11 protein-coding genes and 1 riboswitch are annotated in these 16,905 nt (G+C 64.8%); of the genes, 7 read left to right on the forward strand and 4 right to left on the reverse strand.

What is annotated here, in order from left to right; translation table 11 throughout:
- Nucleotides 1-106: 106 nt before the first annotated feature.
- Complete coding sequence (locus BUA26_RS16820; RefSeq protein WP_072762049.1) at nucleotides 107-628, reverse strand: c-type cytochrome; 522 nt, start codon at nucleotides 626-628, stop codon at nucleotides 107-109.
- A 511-nt stretch (nucleotides 629-1,139) separates the two neighbouring features.
- On the opposite strand from BUA26_RS16820, the gene BUA26_RS16825 reads away from it, so the two are divergent.
- From BUA26_RS16825 to BUA26_RS16845, 5 genes are all read left to right on the forward strand, one after another.
- Entirely contained in the window at nucleotides 1,140-2,372 is a 1,233-nt protein-coding gene (locus BUA26_RS16825; RefSeq protein WP_072762050.1) for an efflux RND transporter periplasmic adaptor subunit, read from the forward strand.
- 108 nt (nucleotides 2,373-2,480) lie between these two features.
- Nucleotides 2,481-5,720 (forward strand): efflux RND transporter permease subunit, encoded by a 3,240-nt coding sequence (locus tag BUA26_RS16830; RefSeq protein WP_072762051.1) that lies wholly within the window; start codon nucleotides 2,481-2,483, stop codon nucleotides 5,718-5,720.
- Nucleotides 5,721-5,903: 183 nt separating this feature from the next.
- Nucleotides 5,904-9,047, forward strand: coding sequence for an efflux RND transporter permease subunit (locus BUA26_RS16835; protein WP_072762052.1), 3,144 nt, complete (start codon nucleotides 5,904-5,906; stop codon nucleotides 9,045-9,047).
- Nucleotides 9,048-9,463: 416 nt separating this feature from the next.
- Complete coding sequence (locus BUA26_RS16840; protein WP_072762053.1) at nucleotides 9,464-10,003, forward strand: hypothetical protein; 540 nt, start codon at nucleotides 9,464-9,466, stop codon at nucleotides 10,001-10,003.
- Between the two features lie 246 nt (nucleotides 10,004-10,249).
- Entirely contained in the window at nucleotides 10,250-12,478 is a 2,229-nt protein-coding gene (locus BUA26_RS16845) for an NADP-dependent isocitrate dehydrogenase (RefSeq protein ID WP_072762054.1), read from the forward strand.
- A 93-nt stretch (nucleotides 12,479-12,571) separates the two neighbouring features.
- On the opposite strand, the gene BUA26_RS16850 is transcribed toward BUA26_RS16845, so the two are convergent.
- Nucleotides 12,572-13,204 carry a LysE family translocator gene (locus tag BUA26_RS16850; RefSeq protein WP_072762055.1) on the reverse strand — a complete coding sequence of 211 codons (633 nt, stop codon included), beginning with the start codon at nucleotides 13,202-13,204 and terminating at the stop codon, nucleotides 12,572-12,574.
- Nucleotides 13,205-13,230: 26 nt separating this feature from the next.
- Nucleotides 13,231-13,312: riboswitch (ZMP/ZTP riboswitch) on the reverse strand.
- 114 nt (nucleotides 13,313-13,426) lie between these two features.
- Between BUA26_RS16850 and BUA26_RS16855 the strand changes: the two genes are divergently transcribed.
- The gene (locus tag BUA26_RS16855; protein WP_072762056.1) at nucleotides 13,427-14,461 is read left to right on the forward strand and encodes a TraB/GumN family protein; all 1,035 of its coding nucleotides are present in this window, start codon (nucleotides 13,427-13,429) and stop codon (nucleotides 14,459-14,461) included.
- A gap of 107 nt (nucleotides 14,462-14,568) precedes the next feature.
- Here the strand turns inward: BUA26_RS16855 and BUA26_RS16860 are convergent, their stop codons facing one another.
- Together BUA26_RS16860 and BUA26_RS16865 are read right to left on the reverse strand one after the other, a co-directional pair.
- A complete protein-coding gene (locus tag BUA26_RS16860) occupies nucleotides 14,569-15,516 on the reverse strand; it encodes an aldo/keto reductase (RefSeq protein ID WP_072762057.1) in 948 nt (315 codons plus the stop codon).
- 105 nt (nucleotides 15,517-15,621) lie between these two features.
- Entirely contained in the window at nucleotides 15,622-15,810 is a 189-nt protein-coding gene (locus BUA26_RS16865) for a hypothetical protein (RefSeq protein WP_072762058.1), read from the reverse strand.
- Between the two features lie 112 nt (nucleotides 15,811-15,922).
- Between BUA26_RS16865 and BUA26_RS16870 the strand changes: the two genes are divergently transcribed.
- Nucleotides 15,923-16,846: a LysR substrate-binding domain-containing protein gene (locus tag BUA26_RS16870; RefSeq protein WP_072762059.1), complete on the forward strand. Its 924-nt coding sequence runs from the start codon at nucleotides 15,923-15,925 to the stop codon at nucleotides 16,844-16,846.
- Nucleotides 16,847-16,905: the final 59 nt, after the last annotated feature.

Consider the following 16,905-nt stretch of genomic DNA (forward strand, 5'->3'; position numbering starts at 1 on the left):
CGAGAGCACCTGCCCCTCATCCCAACCTTTTCCCCTGAGGGGAGAAGGGGCAAACGAAAACGCCGCCCAGTTGGGCGGCGTTTGTTGTTGCTTCATTGAAGCTGGCTTACTTGGCCTGGTCGACGATCCAGTGCACGGCGTTCTTCACCTGCTCGTCGGTGAGCGCGGGGTTGCCGCCCTTGGCGGGCATCATGTTGCCGTCCGGACCCTTGTAGCCGTCGGTCGCGTGCTTGACCAGCGTATCCAGGCCCTGGGCGATGCGCGGACCCCAGTTGGACTTGTCGCCCACCTTGGGTGCGCCGGCAACGCCGGAGGTGTGGCAGCTGGTGCACAGGTGATCGAAGATCGCCTTGCCGTCGGTGGTGCCGCCGTAAGCGACCTGTGAGGCCGCGGCCTTGGCGGCGGCATCGGCGGCAGCCTGCATCGCGGCGCGACCGGTGTTGCCGGCGTAGACGGCGCCGGCCGGCGCGATCCGCGCGGTGACCTTGGCCGTCTGGTCCGGGTTGGTTTCCTGCGGCTCGTGCTCGTAAATCGCCAGTGCCGTGAAGATCAGCACCACCGTCAGTACCGCCAGACCGCCGATCATGACCGAAAACTGGCGCAAGACGCTCTGATCGGATTTGCTCATGGGACCACTCACGCACGTACTCCTGTCAGTGGGCAGCGCGGAACGCCACGATGGCGGTTCCGACCTGCCTGAATGCCTGTACTGTTGCACCGGTCTGGCGAACTCATCCCGGCGCGGACTGTCGTACCGATGGATGTACGACACGAATGCCACTTGCCGCCAGACCCTGGTTATCGGGGTCGGAAGGCAACCAGTCGCGGATTATAAACGAAGCGCGCGGCAAGTTTCAGGCCGGCGTGGGGAGATTGTCATGCCGGCACAGCGGCCTGCGAGGCCCGCGCGCTGCTCGAAAATGGCTTCGCAACGGCCGTCAGCCATGCCATCGGTCATGCCCCGCATGTGTCAACCGGCATTGTTCAAGTTCGTTCAACTGCCCTTATGCTCTCATCCTAGAGGCGTTTCCCGGTGCGCTGTGCCATGCGGCGCGGCCTGACAAACGCCAGACACATCAGAGACGCATGCTGCGTTGTTGAGTGCCGGTTGACCGCACCGTTCAGTCCAGGAGTTTTACATGTCGCGTTTTTGGAAGATCGCGTTGATCGTCATTGCCGTGATCATCGTGGCCGTCGTGGGTTTTCGCCTGTTGCACAAGCCGGCCGGCTCGACCTCGGCGCAAACCGCCGGCAAAGGCAAGGATGGCAAGGATGAGACGCCACCCGTGCCGGTCACCGTGGTACCGGTGGTCAAGCAGAGCGTACCGGTCTATCTGACCGCGCTGGGGACGGTGCAGGCGTTGAACACGGTCACCGTGAACCCGCAGGTGGGCGGTCAGTTGCTCAGCCTCGATTTCACCGAAGGCCAGCCGGTCAAGAAAGGCCAGGTGCTGGCGCAGATCGACCCGCGCACCTACCAGGCCGCCTATGACCAGGCACTGGCGAAGCAGCATCAGGATCAGGCGCTGCTGGACACCGCGAAAAGCAATCTGCTGCGCAACCAGGATCTGATCACCAAGGGTTACATCTCCAAGCAGGATATGGACACCTTGCGCAACACCGCGGCCCAGTATCAAGCGACGGTGGCGGCCGACGCGGCCAATATCCGCGACACCCAGGTACAGCTGGCCTATACCAAGGTGATCTCGCCGATCGACGGCTTGGCCGGCATCCGCGGCGTGGATCCGGGCAACGTGGTCACCACCAGCACTTCGATCGTCACGCTGACCCAGCTGCACCCGATCAACGTCATGTTCACCCTGCCCGAGCAGAACCTCGACATGGTGCGCACCGCCGCCTCACAGGCCGGCGCGGTGCTGCAGGTGACCGCGCTCGATCGCACCGACGCTCATCCGATCGCCAGCGGCGGCGTACTGAAGGTGATCGACAACCAGATCGATGCCACCACCGGCACGTTCCGCCTCAAGTCGGAATTCCCGAACGCCAAGAACGAGCTGTGGCCGGGCCAGTTCGTCAACGTGCAGCTGCTGGTGAGTACGGTCGATGGTGGTCTGGTGATTCCGGCGCAGGCGGTGCAGCGCGGTCCGGATGGCGATTACGTCTATCAGGTGCAAGGCGACCACACGGTCAAGATGCAGCCGGTGGTGGTCGCCGGCGAAGTGGGCGACAGCCACGTGATGATCAGCAGCGGCCTCAAGGTCGGTGAACAAGTGGTCACCGAAGGCCAGTTCCGCTTGAAGCCGGGCAGCAAGGTCAATGCGCTGAAGCCGGGCGAAGTGCCGGCGGCGCCGACCGCTGACCAGCTCGACAAAGCCAAGAAAAACAGCATGGGCGGTGGTCGACGTCATTGATGACGGACCGGTGCTCCAATCAGTGCACCGGCACCACGATCGCGATGAACCTGGCCGCGGTGCGGCCATGATCGCGGCTGAAGCCGCTCCACTACGTTACGGATAGCCATGGGATTCTCGACCCTCTTCATTCGCCGGCCGATCGCCACCTCGCTGTTGATGGTGGCGGTGCTGCTGCTTGGCATCCTCGGCTACCGCCAGTTGCCGGTGTCCGCCTTGCCGGAGATCGAGGCGCCCAGCCTGGTGGTGAGCACCCAGTATCCGGGTGCCAGCGCCAACACCATGGCGTCGCTGATCACCACCCCGCTGGAGCGCAACCTGGGGCAGATTTCCGGGCTCAGCATGATGAGCTCGGATTCCGCCGCAGGGTTGTCCACGATCATCCTGCAGTTCGCGATGGATCGGGACATCGACATCGCCGCGCAGGATGTGCAGGCCGCGATCAACCAGGCCAAGGGCACGCTGCCGGGCAACCTGCCGTATCCGCCGGTGTATAACCGGGTCAATCCGGCCGATGCGCCCATCCTCACGCTCAAGCTCACCTCGACCAGCCGCCAGCTGCGCGAGGTGAACGATCTGGCCGACTCGATCATCGCGCAGAAGCTGTCGCAGGTGCAGGGCGTAGGCCTGGTCTCGATCGCCGGCAACGTGCGCCCGGCCGTGCGCGTGCAGGTGAATCCGGCACAGCTGTCCAACCTCGGCCTGACCCTGGAGGACGTGCGCAGCGCGTTGACCCAGGCCAACGTCAACGCGCCCAAGGGCACGTTGAACGGCAAGACGCAGAGCTACTCGATCGGCACCAACGACCAGCTGTCCGATGCATCCGAGTACAAGAGCAGCATCGTCAGCTACAAGAACAACTCGCCGGTGCGCCTGTCCGATGTGGCCAGTGTGGTCGACGGTGTCGAGAACGACCAGCTCGCCGCGTGGGCGAACGGCAAGCCGGCGGTGCTGCTGGATGTGCGCCGCCAGCCCGGCGCCAATATCGTGCAGACGGTGGCGCAGATCCGCGCCGTGTTGCCCGAGCTGCGTGCCGCGCTGCCGGCCGACGTGCATCTGGACGTGTTCGCCGATCGCACGGTGACCATCCAGGCGTCCGTGCACGATGTGGAATTCACGCTGCTGCTGACCATCTTCCTGGTGGTGGGCGTGATCTTCGTGTTCCTGCGCCGGCTGTGGGCCACGATCATCCCGTCGGTGGCGGTGCCGCTGTCGCTGCTGGGCACGTTCGGCGTGATGGCGTTCACAGGCATGTCGCTGGACAACCTCTCGCTGATGGCGCTCACCGTAGCCACCGGTTTCGTGGTCGACGATGCGATCGTGATGATCGAGAACATCGTGCGCTACATCGAGCAGGGCAAGAGCGGCAAGGAAGCGGCCGAAATCGGCGCCAAGGAAATCGGCTTCACCGTGCTGTCGCTGACCGTGTCGCTGGTGGCGGTGTTCCTGCCGCTGCTGCTGATGCCCGGCGTTACCGGCCGGTTGTTCCATGAATTCGCGTGGGTGCTGACCATCGCGGTGACCATCTCGATGCTGGTGTCGCTGACGCTGACGCCGATGATGTGCGCCTACCTGCTCAAGCCGGACCAGCTGCCCGAAGGCGACGACGCGCACGAGCGCCATGCCGCGGCGGGCAAGCGCACGGTGTGGTCGCGCACGGTCGATCTCTACGCCAACACGCTGGACTGGGTGCTCGATCATCGCCAGCTGACCATGCTGGTGGCGGGGGCGGCGGTGGTGCTCACCGTGTTCCTGTACATCGTGATCCCGAAGGGTCTGTTGCCGGAGCAGGACACCGGCCTGATCACCGGCGTGGTGCAAGCCGACGACAACATCGCATTCCCGCAGATGCAGGACCGCACCAAGGCAGTCGCCGAAGCGCTGCGCCAGGATCCTGCGGTCGCGGGCGTGGCCGCTTTCATCGGCGCCGGCACCATCAACCCCACCCTCAATCAAGGCCAGCTCAGCATCGTGCTGAAGGATCGCGGCGATCGCGATGGCCTGGACGCCTTGCTGCCGCGGCTGCAACGGGCCGTGGCGGATATTCCGGGCGTCGCGCTGTATCTGAAGCCAGTGCAGGACGTCACCCTGGACAGCCGCGTCGCCGCCACCGAATACCAGTATTCGCTGTCCGACGTGAATTCGACGGAGCTGGCCAAGTACGCCGGGCAGATGACCCAGGCGATGCGCCAGCGGCCGGAGCTGTCCGACGTCGACAACAATCTCGCCAACAACGGCAATGCGCTGAAGCTCAGCATCGACCGCGAAAAGGCCAGCCGTCTCGGCGTGCCGGTGCAGAGCATCGACGATACCTTGTACGACGCGTTCGGCCAGCGTCAGATATCGACCATCTTCACCCAGCTCAACCAGTATCGCGTGGTGCTGGAAGTGGCGCCGGAGTTCCGCTCCAGCGACGACCTGCTGAACAAGCTGACCGTGCGCGGCAACGGCAACGGCGCGCTTACCGGCAGCAACGCCACCAGCTTCGGCCAGCTCAAGTCGAGCAATTCGGCGACGCCGTCGGGTATCGGCAACGCCGGCAACGTCGGTTTCCAGCTCGGCGGCGGCGGCACCATTCCCTTGTCGTCGCTGGTCAGTGCGCAGGTCACCAGCGCGCCGTTGGTGGTCAGCCATCAGCAGCAGCTGCCGGCGGTAACGCTGGCGTTCAACGTGGCGGCGGGCTACTCGCTGTCCGACGCGGTGTCGGCGATCCACGAGGTCGAGGCGCAGCTCAACTTCCCGCCGCAGGTGCGCGGCGAGTTCGTCGGCAAGGCGGCCGAGTTCACCTCCTCGCTGGGCGACGAGGTGCTCTTGCTGCTGGCGGCGATCGTGGTGATCTACATCGTGCTGGGCGTGCTGTACGAGAGCTACATCCATCCGCTGACGATCATCTCCACCTTGCCGCCGGCCGGCGTCGGTGCGTTGCTGGCGCTGCTGATATGCGGCATGAGCCTGTCGGTGGATGGCATCGTCGGCATCGTGCTGCTGATCGGCATCGTCAAGAAAAACGCGATCATGATGATCGACTTCGCGATCGAGGCTCGTCGCACCGGACTGAATGCGCGTGACGCGATCCGCCGCGCCTGCCTGCTGCGCTTCCGCCCGATCATGATGACCACCGCGGCGGCCATGCTGGGCGCGTTGCCGCTGGCGCTGGGCAACGGCATCGGCGCCGAACTGCGCCGTCCGCTGGGCGTGTCGATCGTCGGCGGCCTGCTGCTGTCGCAGCTGGTGACGCTGTACACCACGCCGGTGATCTACCTGTACATGGAGCGTTTCTCCGACCGGCTGGCCGCACGCCGCGAGCAGCGTGCCTTGGCGCGCGCGCAGGCAGACGGCACGGCGTGACCGATCGCACCCTTCGCGTCCCGGCGCGAAGGGTGCGCCTGGCACTAGCGCCGATCAACCTTTTCGCGGCATGGACGTTGACCTAGAGACGCCTGCGTCGAATAGATCAGGGCGTCCCCTAGGGATGATTCGTTCACGCGTCATCTGTCATACCACCGCCAGCTTTCCGCTCACGTTGAAGCCATGAACATTTCCGGCACCTTCATCCGCCGCCCGATCGGCACCTCGTTGCTGGCGGCCGGATTGTTCGTGGTCGGCATGATCAGCTACTTCCTGCTCGGCGTGGCGGCATTGCCGAACATGCAGTTTCCGGCGATCTTCGTGCAGGCCAGCCAGGCCGGCGCGGACGCCAATACGATGGCGTCCACCGTGGCCGCGCCGCTGGAGCGGCATCTGGGCCAGGTGCCCGGCATCGAGACCATGCGTTCGTCCAGTTCCGAGGGCAGCACCTTCGTCTTCATGATGTTCGAGAACGGCACCGACCTGGACGCCGCCGCGCGCGAAGTGCAGGCGGCGATCAACGCGGCGGCGCCGGATCTGCCGACCGGGCTCAACGGTGCGCCTGCCTACCAGAAGGCGAATCCGAACGACGATCCGATCATCGCGTTGGCGTTGACCTCGGGCACGCAATCGGCGGCCGACCTGTATAACACCGCCGATTCCCTGCTGGCGCAGCGGCTGCGCCAACTACCCGGTGTGTCGTCGGTGGAGATCGCCGGTGCCGCCACGCCGGCGATCCGGGTCGACGTGAACCTGCGTGCGTTGAATGCGATGGGGCTGTCGCCGGATCAGCTGCGCAACGCGCTGAGCGCGGCCAACGTGACGTCGCCGGAGGGCTTCCTGTCCAACGGCAAGACCACCATGTCGATCAGCGCCACCGCCCAGCTGCATACGGCGGAAGAATTTGCCCAACTGGTGATCGCCAGCAACAACGGCACGCCGGTGCGGCTGTCCGACGTGGCCAAGGTCTACGCCGGCCAGCAGGACGCGTACCAGGCAGCCTGGTTCCACGGACAGCCGGCCGTGCTGATGTACGTCTACAAGAAGGCCGACGCCAACGTCATCGCTACCGTCGATCTGGTCAGGAGCCAGCTGCCGCTGTTGCGCGATTACCTGCAGCCGGGCACCGTGCTGACACCGTTCTTCGACGGCACGCCGACCATCCGCGCCTCGCTGCACGAGGTGCAGGCGACCTTGCTGATTTCGCTGGCGATGGTGATCCTGACCATGGCGCTGTTCCTGCGCCGGCTGGCGCCCACCCTGATCGCCGCGGTGGCGGTGCCGCTGTCGCTGGCCGGCGCGTTCGTGATGATGTACATCCTCGGCTACACGCTCAACAACCTCACCCTGCTGGCGCTGGTGATCGCGATAGGGTTTGTGGTGGACGATGCGATCGTGGTGATCGAGAACATCATCCGCCACATCGACGACGGCATGACGCGAATGCAGGCGACACTGGCCGGCGCGCGCGAGATAGGCTTCACCATCGTCTCGATCACCGCTTCACTGATCGCCGTGTTCATTCCGCTGCTGTTCGCCGGCGGCGTCACCGGCATGTTCATGCACGAGTTCTCGGTGACCCTGGTCTCGGCGATCGTGGTGTCGGCGATGGTTTCGCTGACGCTGACGCCAGCGTTGTGCGGACGCTTTCTGAGCGGCCACCGGCAGCGCGGCGGGCGCGAGCCGATGCCGCCGTCGCGGATCGGCGCTGCGCTGGATCGATTCCACGCCGGCATGCTGCGCATCTATAGCCGCGCCCTGAACTTCTCGCTGCGTCACGCGCTGCTGTTCGCATTGACCCCGCTGGTGCTGATCGTCGCCACGTTCTACCTGTTCGGCGTGGTCAAGACCGGCCTGTTCCCGGCACAGGACACCGGCCTGATCTGGGGCCGCGCCAGTTCCAGCGCCACCGTCTCTTTTGCCGAAAGCAAGCAGCGCCTGCAGCGGTTGACCGAGATGCTGATGGCCGACCCCGACGTGGCCACCGTGGGCTCGCGCCTGGGCAGCAGCCGGCAAGGCACCAGCGGCTCGTTCAATATCAATCTGAAGACCCATGCCGATGGCCGCAAGGACGACACTTTCGCGGTGCTGGCGCGGTTGAGTGCGAAGGCCGCGAATTATCCGGATCTCAACTTGCGGCTGCGTCCGGTGCAGGATCTGCCCAGCGGCGGCGGTGGCGGCACCAGCCAGGGTGCGCAATACCAGGTGTCGCTGCAGGGCAACGACCTCGCCGTCCTGGAAGAATGGCTGCCGAAACTGCAGGCCGAACTCAACAAGAATCCCAAACTGCGCGATGTCGGCACCGACGTCGACGAGGCCGGCCTGCGCCAGAACATCGTGATCGATCGCGACAAGGCCGCGCGCCTCGGCGTATCGGTGGGCACCATCGACGGCGCGCTGTACGACGCATTCGGCCAGCGCCAGGTCTCCACCATCTACTCGGACATCAACCAGTACAAGGTGGTGGTGAACGCGCTGCCCGACCAGACCGCCACGCCGGCCGCGCTCGATCGCGTCTACGTGCGCTCCAGCAGCGGCAAGATGATTCCGATCACCGCGTTCGCGAAGCAGGTGCCGGGCCTGGCGCCCTCGCAGATCAAGCACGAAAACCAGTACACCACGATGGATCTCAGCTTCAATCTCGCCCCCGGCGTAAGCATGGGCGAGGCGATGGCCATCATCCAGGCCACCGTGCGGAACATGCGCATGCCCGGTGACATCAGAGTGCAGCTGGGCAGCGATTTCCGCCGCTTCCAGCAATCGCAGGGCGGCATGTTGTGGCTGGTGCTGGCCGCCGTGCTGACGGTCTACATCGTGCTCGGCATGCTGTACGAGAACCTGATCCATCCGATCACGATCCTGTCCACCTTGCCGGCCGCCGGCGTGGGCGCGCTGATGGCGCTGTGGCTGACCGGTACCGAGTTGTCGGTGGTGGCTCAGATCGCGCTGGTGCTGCTGATCGGCATCGTCAAGAAAAACGCGATCATGATGATCGACTTCGCGCTGGTCGCCGAACGCGAACACGGCAAGAGTCCGATGGACGCTGCCCGCGAAGCATGCATCGTGCGCTTCCGTCCTATCATGATGACCACGATGGTCGCGATCCTGGCCGCCATGCCGATCGCGATCGGTCTGGGCGAAGGCTCCGAACTGCGCCGCCCGCTCGGTATCGCGCTGATCGGCGGCTTGCTGATCTCGCAAAGCCTTACCTTGCTCAGCACGCCCGCGCTGTACGTGATCTTCTCCTGCCTCGCCGAGCGGCGCAGAAGCTGGAGCGCACGCCGGCGCCAACGCAAGGCGATGGTGGCCGGGGCCAACGCCAGGTGAATCTCGCTTCGCGCCGAGCTCGCGGCGTGGCGATGATTTGATGAGCCGAGCGTGAAAGCACTGCCTGAACGTGCACGCAGGGGGCTCACAAGCCGTTAACCGCTGGCCGGGTATCACTGGCCACTGGCTTCAGCAATGTGCAATCGCTTGTCGGCTCGTCCGCAGACGAAACGACGATCCATAACGTGGGGCGGGCCGACGCCCTGAAGGGACGACCCGATCAGGATCGCCAACATCAGGATCGCCAAGCGGTCCTGCGGCAACGCGAATGCGTGGAAGACGATTTTCGACGCCGACCACGATCAGCTCTCGAATCCGGATCGGATCAAGACTGGTCAGGATCAAGACCGGTCAAAAGCTGAAGATTCCCGCCGCGCTCTGAAATACCGCCCGGTTCCAAAAGCAGGAGATGCCTTATGAAGACGACCCGCCAATCCTTGATTCTTGCCGTATCGCTGGGCGCCGTGCTGGCCTTGAGTGCTTGCGGCAAACATCATGATGAATCGGCCCCGTCGACGCCGGCCGCGCCGCCGCATGCCGCCACGGCCCCGGCGATGATGCCTGCGCCGGCCGCCACGGCGAAAACGGGTGCCGGGCCGGCCAGCGGGATGCCCGCCAGCGATGCATCCCCCGCCGTCAACTTCAGTTCGGTAGAGGTGGGTTCGACCGTCGATGCCAACAACAAGATCCTTGCCAGCGGCAGCAGCTTCTCGCCGAAAGACACCATCTACGCCTCGGTCGACACCAGCGGCAACGGCAACGCCACGCTGGCTGCGACATGGAGCGATCAGAACGGCCAGACCTTGCATGAGGACAGCAAGACCCTCACCTCCAACGGCCCGCAGACCACCGCCTTCATGATCGCCAAACCGGACGGCTTCCCGGCCGGCAAGTACAAGGTCGATATTTCCTTGAACGGCAGCCAGGTCGCCAGCAAGGATTTCTCGATCAAGTAAGCCCCCGCGACGGCGATGGACACAGCAAGGGCGCGGCCATGCCGCGCCCTTTGCCGTTGCGGCGACGCGCCGTGCTTTCCCCTCTCCGGCGAAAACGCGACAATGGGAGGCTTTTGTGAGTGCCGACCAGGCTTGCCCGGGTGATCGGAAATGATCCCGGCTGGCGCAAACGCGACGCGTCCGCCAACCCGGACCCGGGCGGCAGCCCCCACCCCTGAATGTCGTAGCAGAGAGGTCCATCAGACAATGTCCACCACGCCAAAGATCATCTACACGTTGACCGATGAAGCGCCGTTCCTGGCCACGCAGTCCTTGTTGCCGATCATCGACGCGTTCACCGGCACCGCAGGCATCAAGGTGGAGACGCGCGACATCTCGCTGGCCGGGCGCATCATTGCGCTGTTCCCGGAGTTCCTGCGCGACGACCAGAAGATGGCCGACGATCTGGCGGAGCTTGGCCAGCTGGCTACCACGCCGGAAGCCAACATCATCAAGCTGCCGAACATCAGCGCCTCGATGCCCCAGCTCAAGGCGGCCATCAAGGAGCTGCAGAGCCAGGGTTACGCGCTGCCGGATTATCCGGATGAACCGAAGGACGCGTCGGAAAAAGACATCAAGACCCGCTACGACCGGGTCAAGGGCAGCGCCGTGAATCCGGTGCTGCGCGAAGGCAACTCCGATCGCCGCGCGCCGACTTCGGTCAAGAACTACGCGCGCAAGCACCCGCATCGCATGGGCCCGTGGAGCGCCGACTCCAAGACCCACGTCTCGCACATGGACGATGGCGATTTCTACGGCACCGAGAAGTCCGTGGTGATCGGGCAGGCCGGCAACGTCAGCATCGAATGGTTCGGCAAGGACGGCGGCCACACGGTGCTGAAGCCGAAGACCTCTCTGCTGGCGGGCGAGATCATCGACGCCGCCGTGATGAGCAAGCGCGCGCTAGCCAGCTTCATCGACGCGCAGATCGCCGACGCAAAGCGGCAAGGTGTGCTGTTCTCCGTGCATCTGAAGGCCACCATGATGAAGGTCTCCGACCCGATCATGTTCGGTGTGGTGATCAGCGAGTTCTACCGCGACGTACTGGCGAAGCACGCCGCCGTGCTGAAGCAGGTCGGTTTCAATCCGAACAACGGTATCGGCGACCTGTATGCGCGCATCGCCTCGCTGCCGGAAACGCAGCAGGCGCAGATCAAGGCCGACATCGACGCGGAGTACGCGCAGCGTCCAGGCCTGGCGATGGTTAATTCCGACAAGGGCATCACCAGCCTGCACGTGTCCAGCGACGTGATCATCGACGCCTCCATGCCGGCGATGATCCGCGACTCCGGCAAGATGTGGGACGCCGAAGGCAAGTTGCAGGACATCAAGGCGGTGATCCCGGATCGCTGCTATGCCGACGTCTATCAGGCGACGATCGATGATTGCAAGGCGCACGGTGCGTTCGATCCCGCAACCATGGGCAGCGTGCCGAATGTCGGCTTGATGGCGCAGCAGGCCGAGGAGTACGGCTCGCACGACAAGACCTTCCAGATCGCCGCCGACGGCGTGGTGAAGGTGCTCGATGAAACGGGCAAGGTGCTGCTGCAGCACGATGTGGAAGCGGGCGATATCTGGCGCATGTGCCAGACCAAGGACGCGCCGATCCAGGACTGGGTGAAGCTGGCGGTGAGCCGCGCGCGCCATACTCCGGCGGTGTTCTGGCTGGATCCGCAGCGCGCCCACGACGCGCAGATGATCACCAAGGTCGAGCGCTACCTGAAGGATCACGACCTCAGCGGCCTGGACATCCGCATCATGGATCCGGTCGCGGCCACGCGTTTCTCGCTGGAGCGCATCCGCCAGGGACTGGACACGATTTCCGTCACCGGCAACGTGTTGCGCGATTATCTGACCGACCTGTTTCCGATCATGGAGCTGGGCACCAGCGCCAAGATGCTCTCGATCGTGCCGCTGATGGCCGGCGGCGGCCTGTTCGAAACTGGTGCCGGCGGTTCCGCACCCAAGCACGTGCAGCAGTTCCTGGAAGAGGACTACCTGCGCTGGGATTCGCTGGGCGAGTTTCTCGCGCTGGCTGCGTCGCTGGAACATCTGGGCAATCGCTACGGCAGCGCCGAGGTCGACGTACTGGCCAAGACGCTGGATCAGGCCAACGGCAAGTTCCTCGACAACAACAAGTCGCCGTCGCGCAAGGTCGGCGAACTGGACAACCGGGGCAGCCATTTCTACCTGACGCTGTACTGGGCGCAGGCGCTGGCCATGCAGGATACGCATCCCGCACTGAAGGCGAAGTTCGCTCCGCTGGCCAAGGCGCTGCAGGAGAACGAGGCCAAGATCGTCGCCGAGCTCAATGGCGCGCAGGGCAAGCCGGTGGATATCCAGGGTTATTACCACCCGAACCTGAAGCTGGTCAGCCAGGCCATGCGTCCGAGTGCGACCTTCAACACCGCGCTGGCGATGCTCGCCACGCGCTGATCACCGGTATCGAACGGCCGTCCATACGGCCAAATGAAACGGGGCGCCTAGGCGCCCCGTTTCATTTGCACGCCATCTGGCATGCCGCTGACGTCAGCGCCGCGATTGCACCGCCATATGCGCGGCCAGCCCCGCCAGCACAGTGCCCATCAGCCAGCGCTGCGCGGCCAGCCATAACGGGCGGCCGGCCAGGAAGCCGGCGATGGTTCCGGCCATCAGCACGATCAGCGCGTTCACCGTGAGGCTGATCGCCATCTGGGTGGAGCCAAGCGCCAGCGATTGCTGCAACACGTTGCCGCGGCCGGGCGTAATGAACTGCGGCAGCAGCGACAGGTACAGCACCGCGGCTTTCGGGTTCAGCAGGTTGGTGAGGAAACCCATCGCGAACAGCTTGCGCGGCCGGTCGCGCTCGAGCTGCCTCACCTGGAACGGCGAACGGCCGCCGGGCCGCAGCGCCTGCCATGCGAGGTAGAGCAGGTAGAGTGCGCCGGCAAGGCGCAGCGCGTCGTAGGCCAGCGGCACCGTGAGCAGCAACGCGGTGATGCCGAGCACGGCGCACAGCAGGTACAGCACGAAGGCCAGCGCCACGCCGCCGAGCGAGATCAACCCCGCCGCGCGACCCTGGTTGATGGAGCGGGAGATCAGATAGACCATGTTGGGCCCCGGCGTCAGCGCGAGGCCGAGGGCGACGAGGGCAAACGCGAGCAGCTTGGATGGTTCAGGCATGGTGGGCACACTCCTAAAAGAGAATCAGGGGGTGCCCAGGCGCGCGGCTCGTGGTCGTCCGCGTTTCCCGATGGTGATCCATCCGAGGCGCCAGTTGCGCGAACGGGTGCCATGATATCGCAGCGCGGTTGCCCAACAACAGGTGGCCGCTTCATCGCCATCGAGGCGGTCAGTCAGCTTCATCCCGGCACAATGGCGCTTTCCGTGAATGGAGCAAGATCGATGCGCTGGCCTGCCATGCTGTGCCTATTAGCCCTCACCGGCCTGTCACCGGCGTTCGCGCAATCGACAGCGACCACCGCGCCGCCGCCACCGGTGCCGTCGGACGCGGCCGAACTCGCCGCCGTGGTGGTGACCGGCGTGCAGCCGGGACCAGGGCTGTGGAAGGTGACCAGGAAAGATCCGGCGACCGGCGATCATGTGCTGTGGGTGCTGGGCACGCTGTCGCCGTTGCCGCAGAGCGTGCAGTGGCAGTCGCACGAGCTGGAGCAGGTGATCAGCCAATCGCAGCAGGTGCTGTTGTCGCCGTCGGTCACGTTCAAGGCGGACGTCGGATTTCTCGGCAAGATGTTCCTGTTGCCTTCGGCCTACAGCGCGCGCAAGAACGACGATGGCCAGACGTTGCAGCAGGTGCTGCCGCCGCCGGTGTACGCGCGCTGGCAGCTGCTGAAACAGAAATACATCGGCAACGATCGCGGCATCGAGCGCTGGCGGCCGATCTTCGTGGCGCAGGAGCTGTACCGGAAGGCGATCAAGGCCAATGGCTTGAGCAAGACCGGCGGCATCCAGGCCAACGTCGACGCACTGGCCAAACGCTACGGCGTCAAAGAGGTGCCGACCAGCTACCAGGTGGTCATCGAGCATCCGCGTGCGGCGCTCCAGGCCTTCAAGAGTTCCGCGCCGCACGACACCACCTGCTTCATCCGCACGCTGGACAGCATCGAACAGGACATGCCGGCGATGAAGGCGCGCGCCAATGCCTGGGCCACCGGCGATCTGCAGGCTCTGCGTGAATTGCCCGACAGCGAGCGGCGCGACGCCTGTGTTTCGGCGCTCGCTACGGCCGGCTTCGCACACACGCTGGGGCTGGACGACGTACCGGCGAAGCAGCAGGCCGTCTGGCTGGCCGCTGCGCGTACGGCACTGGGCAGCAATGCGCAGACGTTCGCGATGCTGCCGATGGCCGAGCTGCTGAAATCGGACGGTTACCTGGCGAAGCTGCAGGCCGAAGGCTATGAAGTCGAAGCGCCGGAGTGAATAGCGCGGGATACCTGTGGGATACCTGTGGGAGCGGCTTCAGCCGCGATGCTCCTGGTTTTCGGAATATCGAGAAGCGTCGCGACTGAAGTCGCTCCTACAACCGCTCAGGCGTCGCTGGCCAGGTCCAGCTGGGCGATCTCGTCGTGGGTCAGCTGCAGCGAAGTGGCGCCGAGCAATTCGTGCAGCTGCTCCACGCTGGTGGCGCTGACGATCGGCGCGGTGAGGCCGGGGCGTGCAATCAGCCACGCCAATGCGACCTGCGCCGGCGTGGCATGGTGTGCCGCCGCGACAGCATCTAGCGCGGCGAGCACCTGCAAGCCGTGCGGATTCAGGAATTTCTTTACGGCGCCACCGCGCGCCGTGCTCTTGGAAAGATCCGCCGCGCTGCGATATTTGCCGCTGAGGAAACCGCTGGCCAGCGCGTAGTAGCTGATCACGCCGATGTGTTCCGCGCGGATCAGCGGCTCCAGCTCCTTCTCGTAACCGGTGCGGCTGACCAGGTTGTATTCCGGCTGCAGGCTTTCGTAGCGCGGCAGGCCGTGCTGCTTCGACACCGCCAATGCATCGGCGAAACGGTCGGCAGCGTAGTTGGACGCGCCGATCACGCGCACCTTGCCGGCTTCGATCAAGCGGGCGAATGCCCCTAGCGTTTCCGCCAGCGGCACACTGGCATCATCCTCGTGCGCCTGGTACAGGTCGATGTGGTCGCACTGCAGGCGTTGCAGCGAGCCGTCGACCGCCTGCTGGATGTTGACCGGTGACAGGCCGGGTTGCTCGGTCCACTTCGCCACCTTGGTGGCGATCAGCACCTGTTCGCGCTTGCCGCTGCGCTTGAGCCACTTGCCGATGATCGTTTCCGATTCGCCACCGCGATTGCCCGGCACCCACGCCGAATAGACGTCCGCCGTGTCGATCAGGTTGCCGCCGGCATCGACGAAGGCGTCGAGCAGTTCGAACGAACGCTTTTCATCGACGCTCCAGCCGAACACGTTGCCGCCGAAGGCGAGCGGGGCGACGGACAAAGACGATCGGCCAAGTGGACGCTTGTGCACGGAGCAGCACCTCGGACTATGGGGAGCGGCAAGCATGCACGGGTCTGGCTAAAAAGAGCGTGACGTATCCGGGCGATGGCGTAACGAGCACGGGTCAACTGGGGGTCAGCGTGGCCCGGCCAATCGCGGCCAGACCACCGCCGCGCAGCACTTCACCGCCATAGCGTTGGCCTTTTTCTTTGCAACATCCTTGTTCCGCTCTGCCTCGGTGCGCGTATCGGCACGCCAGTCCAGGTCTTCCTTGCGTACGAGATGGCCGTGCAGGGACAGTAGATCTTTCCAGATTGAATTCATGGGAATGACTCCTGGGGAAAGCACGAGTTGCTTTGGGGTGGGTTCAAGATACGCGTGCGCCAGGGCGCCAAAAAGCGATATATTCGCAAGCCAGACTTGAGGATTATTCAAGATGGGAAAGTTGCCGTTAGGCCTGCTGCAACAATTCGTGCTGGTTGCCCGGCTGGGCAATCTGTCGCGCGCCGCGACGCAGGCGAACCTCACCGTCAGCGCGCTCAGCCACCAGATGCGGCAGCTGGAAGAGCGGCTGGAGCGCCGTTTGCTGGAGCGCGGCCCGCGCGGGGTCAAGCTGACGGTCGATGGCTGCGCGCTGCTGGAAGCGGTCGGCGAGCATTTCGACGGCATCGAGCACGCGTTGTCGCATTACCAGAAGCGCCGCAACGACACGCTGACCCTCAGTGCCAGTACCGGCATCATGTCGGGCTGGCTGGTGCCGCGCCTGCCGCGGCTGGTTGCCGTGCATCCCGAGCTGGAGCTCAACCTGCAATCGGGTTCGACCCTGGTGAACTTCGAGCGCGAGCCGGTGGATGCGGCGCTTCGCTACGGTCGTGGCGTATGGGCGGGACTGCATAGCGAGCGGCTGTTCGGCGAGTGGATTGCCCCGATTGCCGCGCCTGTCCTGGTGGCGCGGATGGCCGATGCCGACCCGAACGATCTTTCGCAGTGGCCGCTGCTCGGCGATCCCAATCCGTCGAACCGCTGGAAGGACTGGTTCGAGAAAGTCGGCGGTACCGTGCCGCGCCGTTACGTGGCGCACTTCGACAGTTTCGAGGCGCAGCGACATGCGGCGCTGGAAGGCCTCGGGGTGGCGATGGGCCGCATGGTGATGTCGAAGTCGCTGATCGACGCCGGTCGGCTGACGGTGCTTGGCAACCGCTACCTGCCGGTGGATGACGCGTACTGGCTGGTCTATCCCGAACGCTCGAAAGAGCATCCCGGACTGCAAGTGTTTCGCGAATGGCTGCTCGCCGAAGCGGACGATTACTGCAGCCATTTGCCGGTGCCGGGCACAGGCAACACGGCGGCCGGGGATTGACGCGGTTTCGCAAAACCGTCGCGCACGGCATGATGCTTCGCTGTGCATCGTCTGTCCGG

Origin of the sequence: Rhodanobacter sp. OK091, from assembly GCF_900142825.1 — a bacterium.
In the GTDB taxonomy this organism is placed as follows: Bacteria; Pseudomonadota; Gammaproteobacteria; order Xanthomonadales; family Rhodanobacteraceae; genus Rhodanobacter.

What these genes read in the sequence shown, in the direction of transcription:
- BUA26_RS16820 (WP_072762049.1), bottom strand. Translation starts at nt 628, where the DNA reads ATGAGCAAATCCGATCAGAGCGTCTTGCGCCAGTTTTCGGTCATGATC.
- BUA26_RS16835 (WP_072762052.1), top strand. Translation starts at nt 5,904, where the DNA reads ATGAACATTTCCGGCACCTTCATCCGCCGCCCGATCGGCACCTCGTTG.
- BUA26_RS16830 (WP_072762051.1), top strand. Translation starts at nt 2,481, where the DNA reads ATGGGATTCTCGACCCTCTTCATTCGCCGGCCGATCGCCACCTCGCTG.
- BUA26_RS16845 (WP_072762054.1), top strand. Translation starts at nt 10,250, where the DNA reads ATGTCCACCACGCCAAAGATCATCTACACGTTGACCGATGAAGCGCCG.
- BUA26_RS16840 (WP_072762053.1), top strand. Translation starts at nt 9,464, where the DNA reads ATGAAGACGACCCGCCAATCCTTGATTCTTGCCGTATCGCTGGGCGCC.
- BUA26_RS16855 (WP_072762056.1), top strand. Translation starts at nt 13,427, where the DNA reads ATGCGCTGGCCTGCCATGCTGTGCCTATTAGCCCTCACCGGCCTGTCA.
- BUA26_RS16825 (WP_072762050.1), top strand. Translation starts at nt 1,140, where the DNA reads ATGTCGCGTTTTTGGAAGATCGCGTTGATCGTCATTGCCGTGATCATC.
- BUA26_RS16850 (WP_072762055.1), bottom strand. Translation starts at nt 13,204, where the DNA reads ATGCCTGAACCATCCAAGCTGCTCGCGTTTGCCCTCGTCGCCCTCGGC.
- BUA26_RS16870 (WP_072762059.1), top strand. Translation starts at nt 15,923, where the DNA reads ATGGGAAAGTTGCCGTTAGGCCTGCTGCAACAATTCGTGCTGGTTGCC.
- BUA26_RS16865 (WP_072762058.1), bottom strand. Translation starts at nt 15,810, where the DNA reads ATGAATTCAATCTGGAAAGATCTACTGTCCCTGCACGGCCATCTCGTA.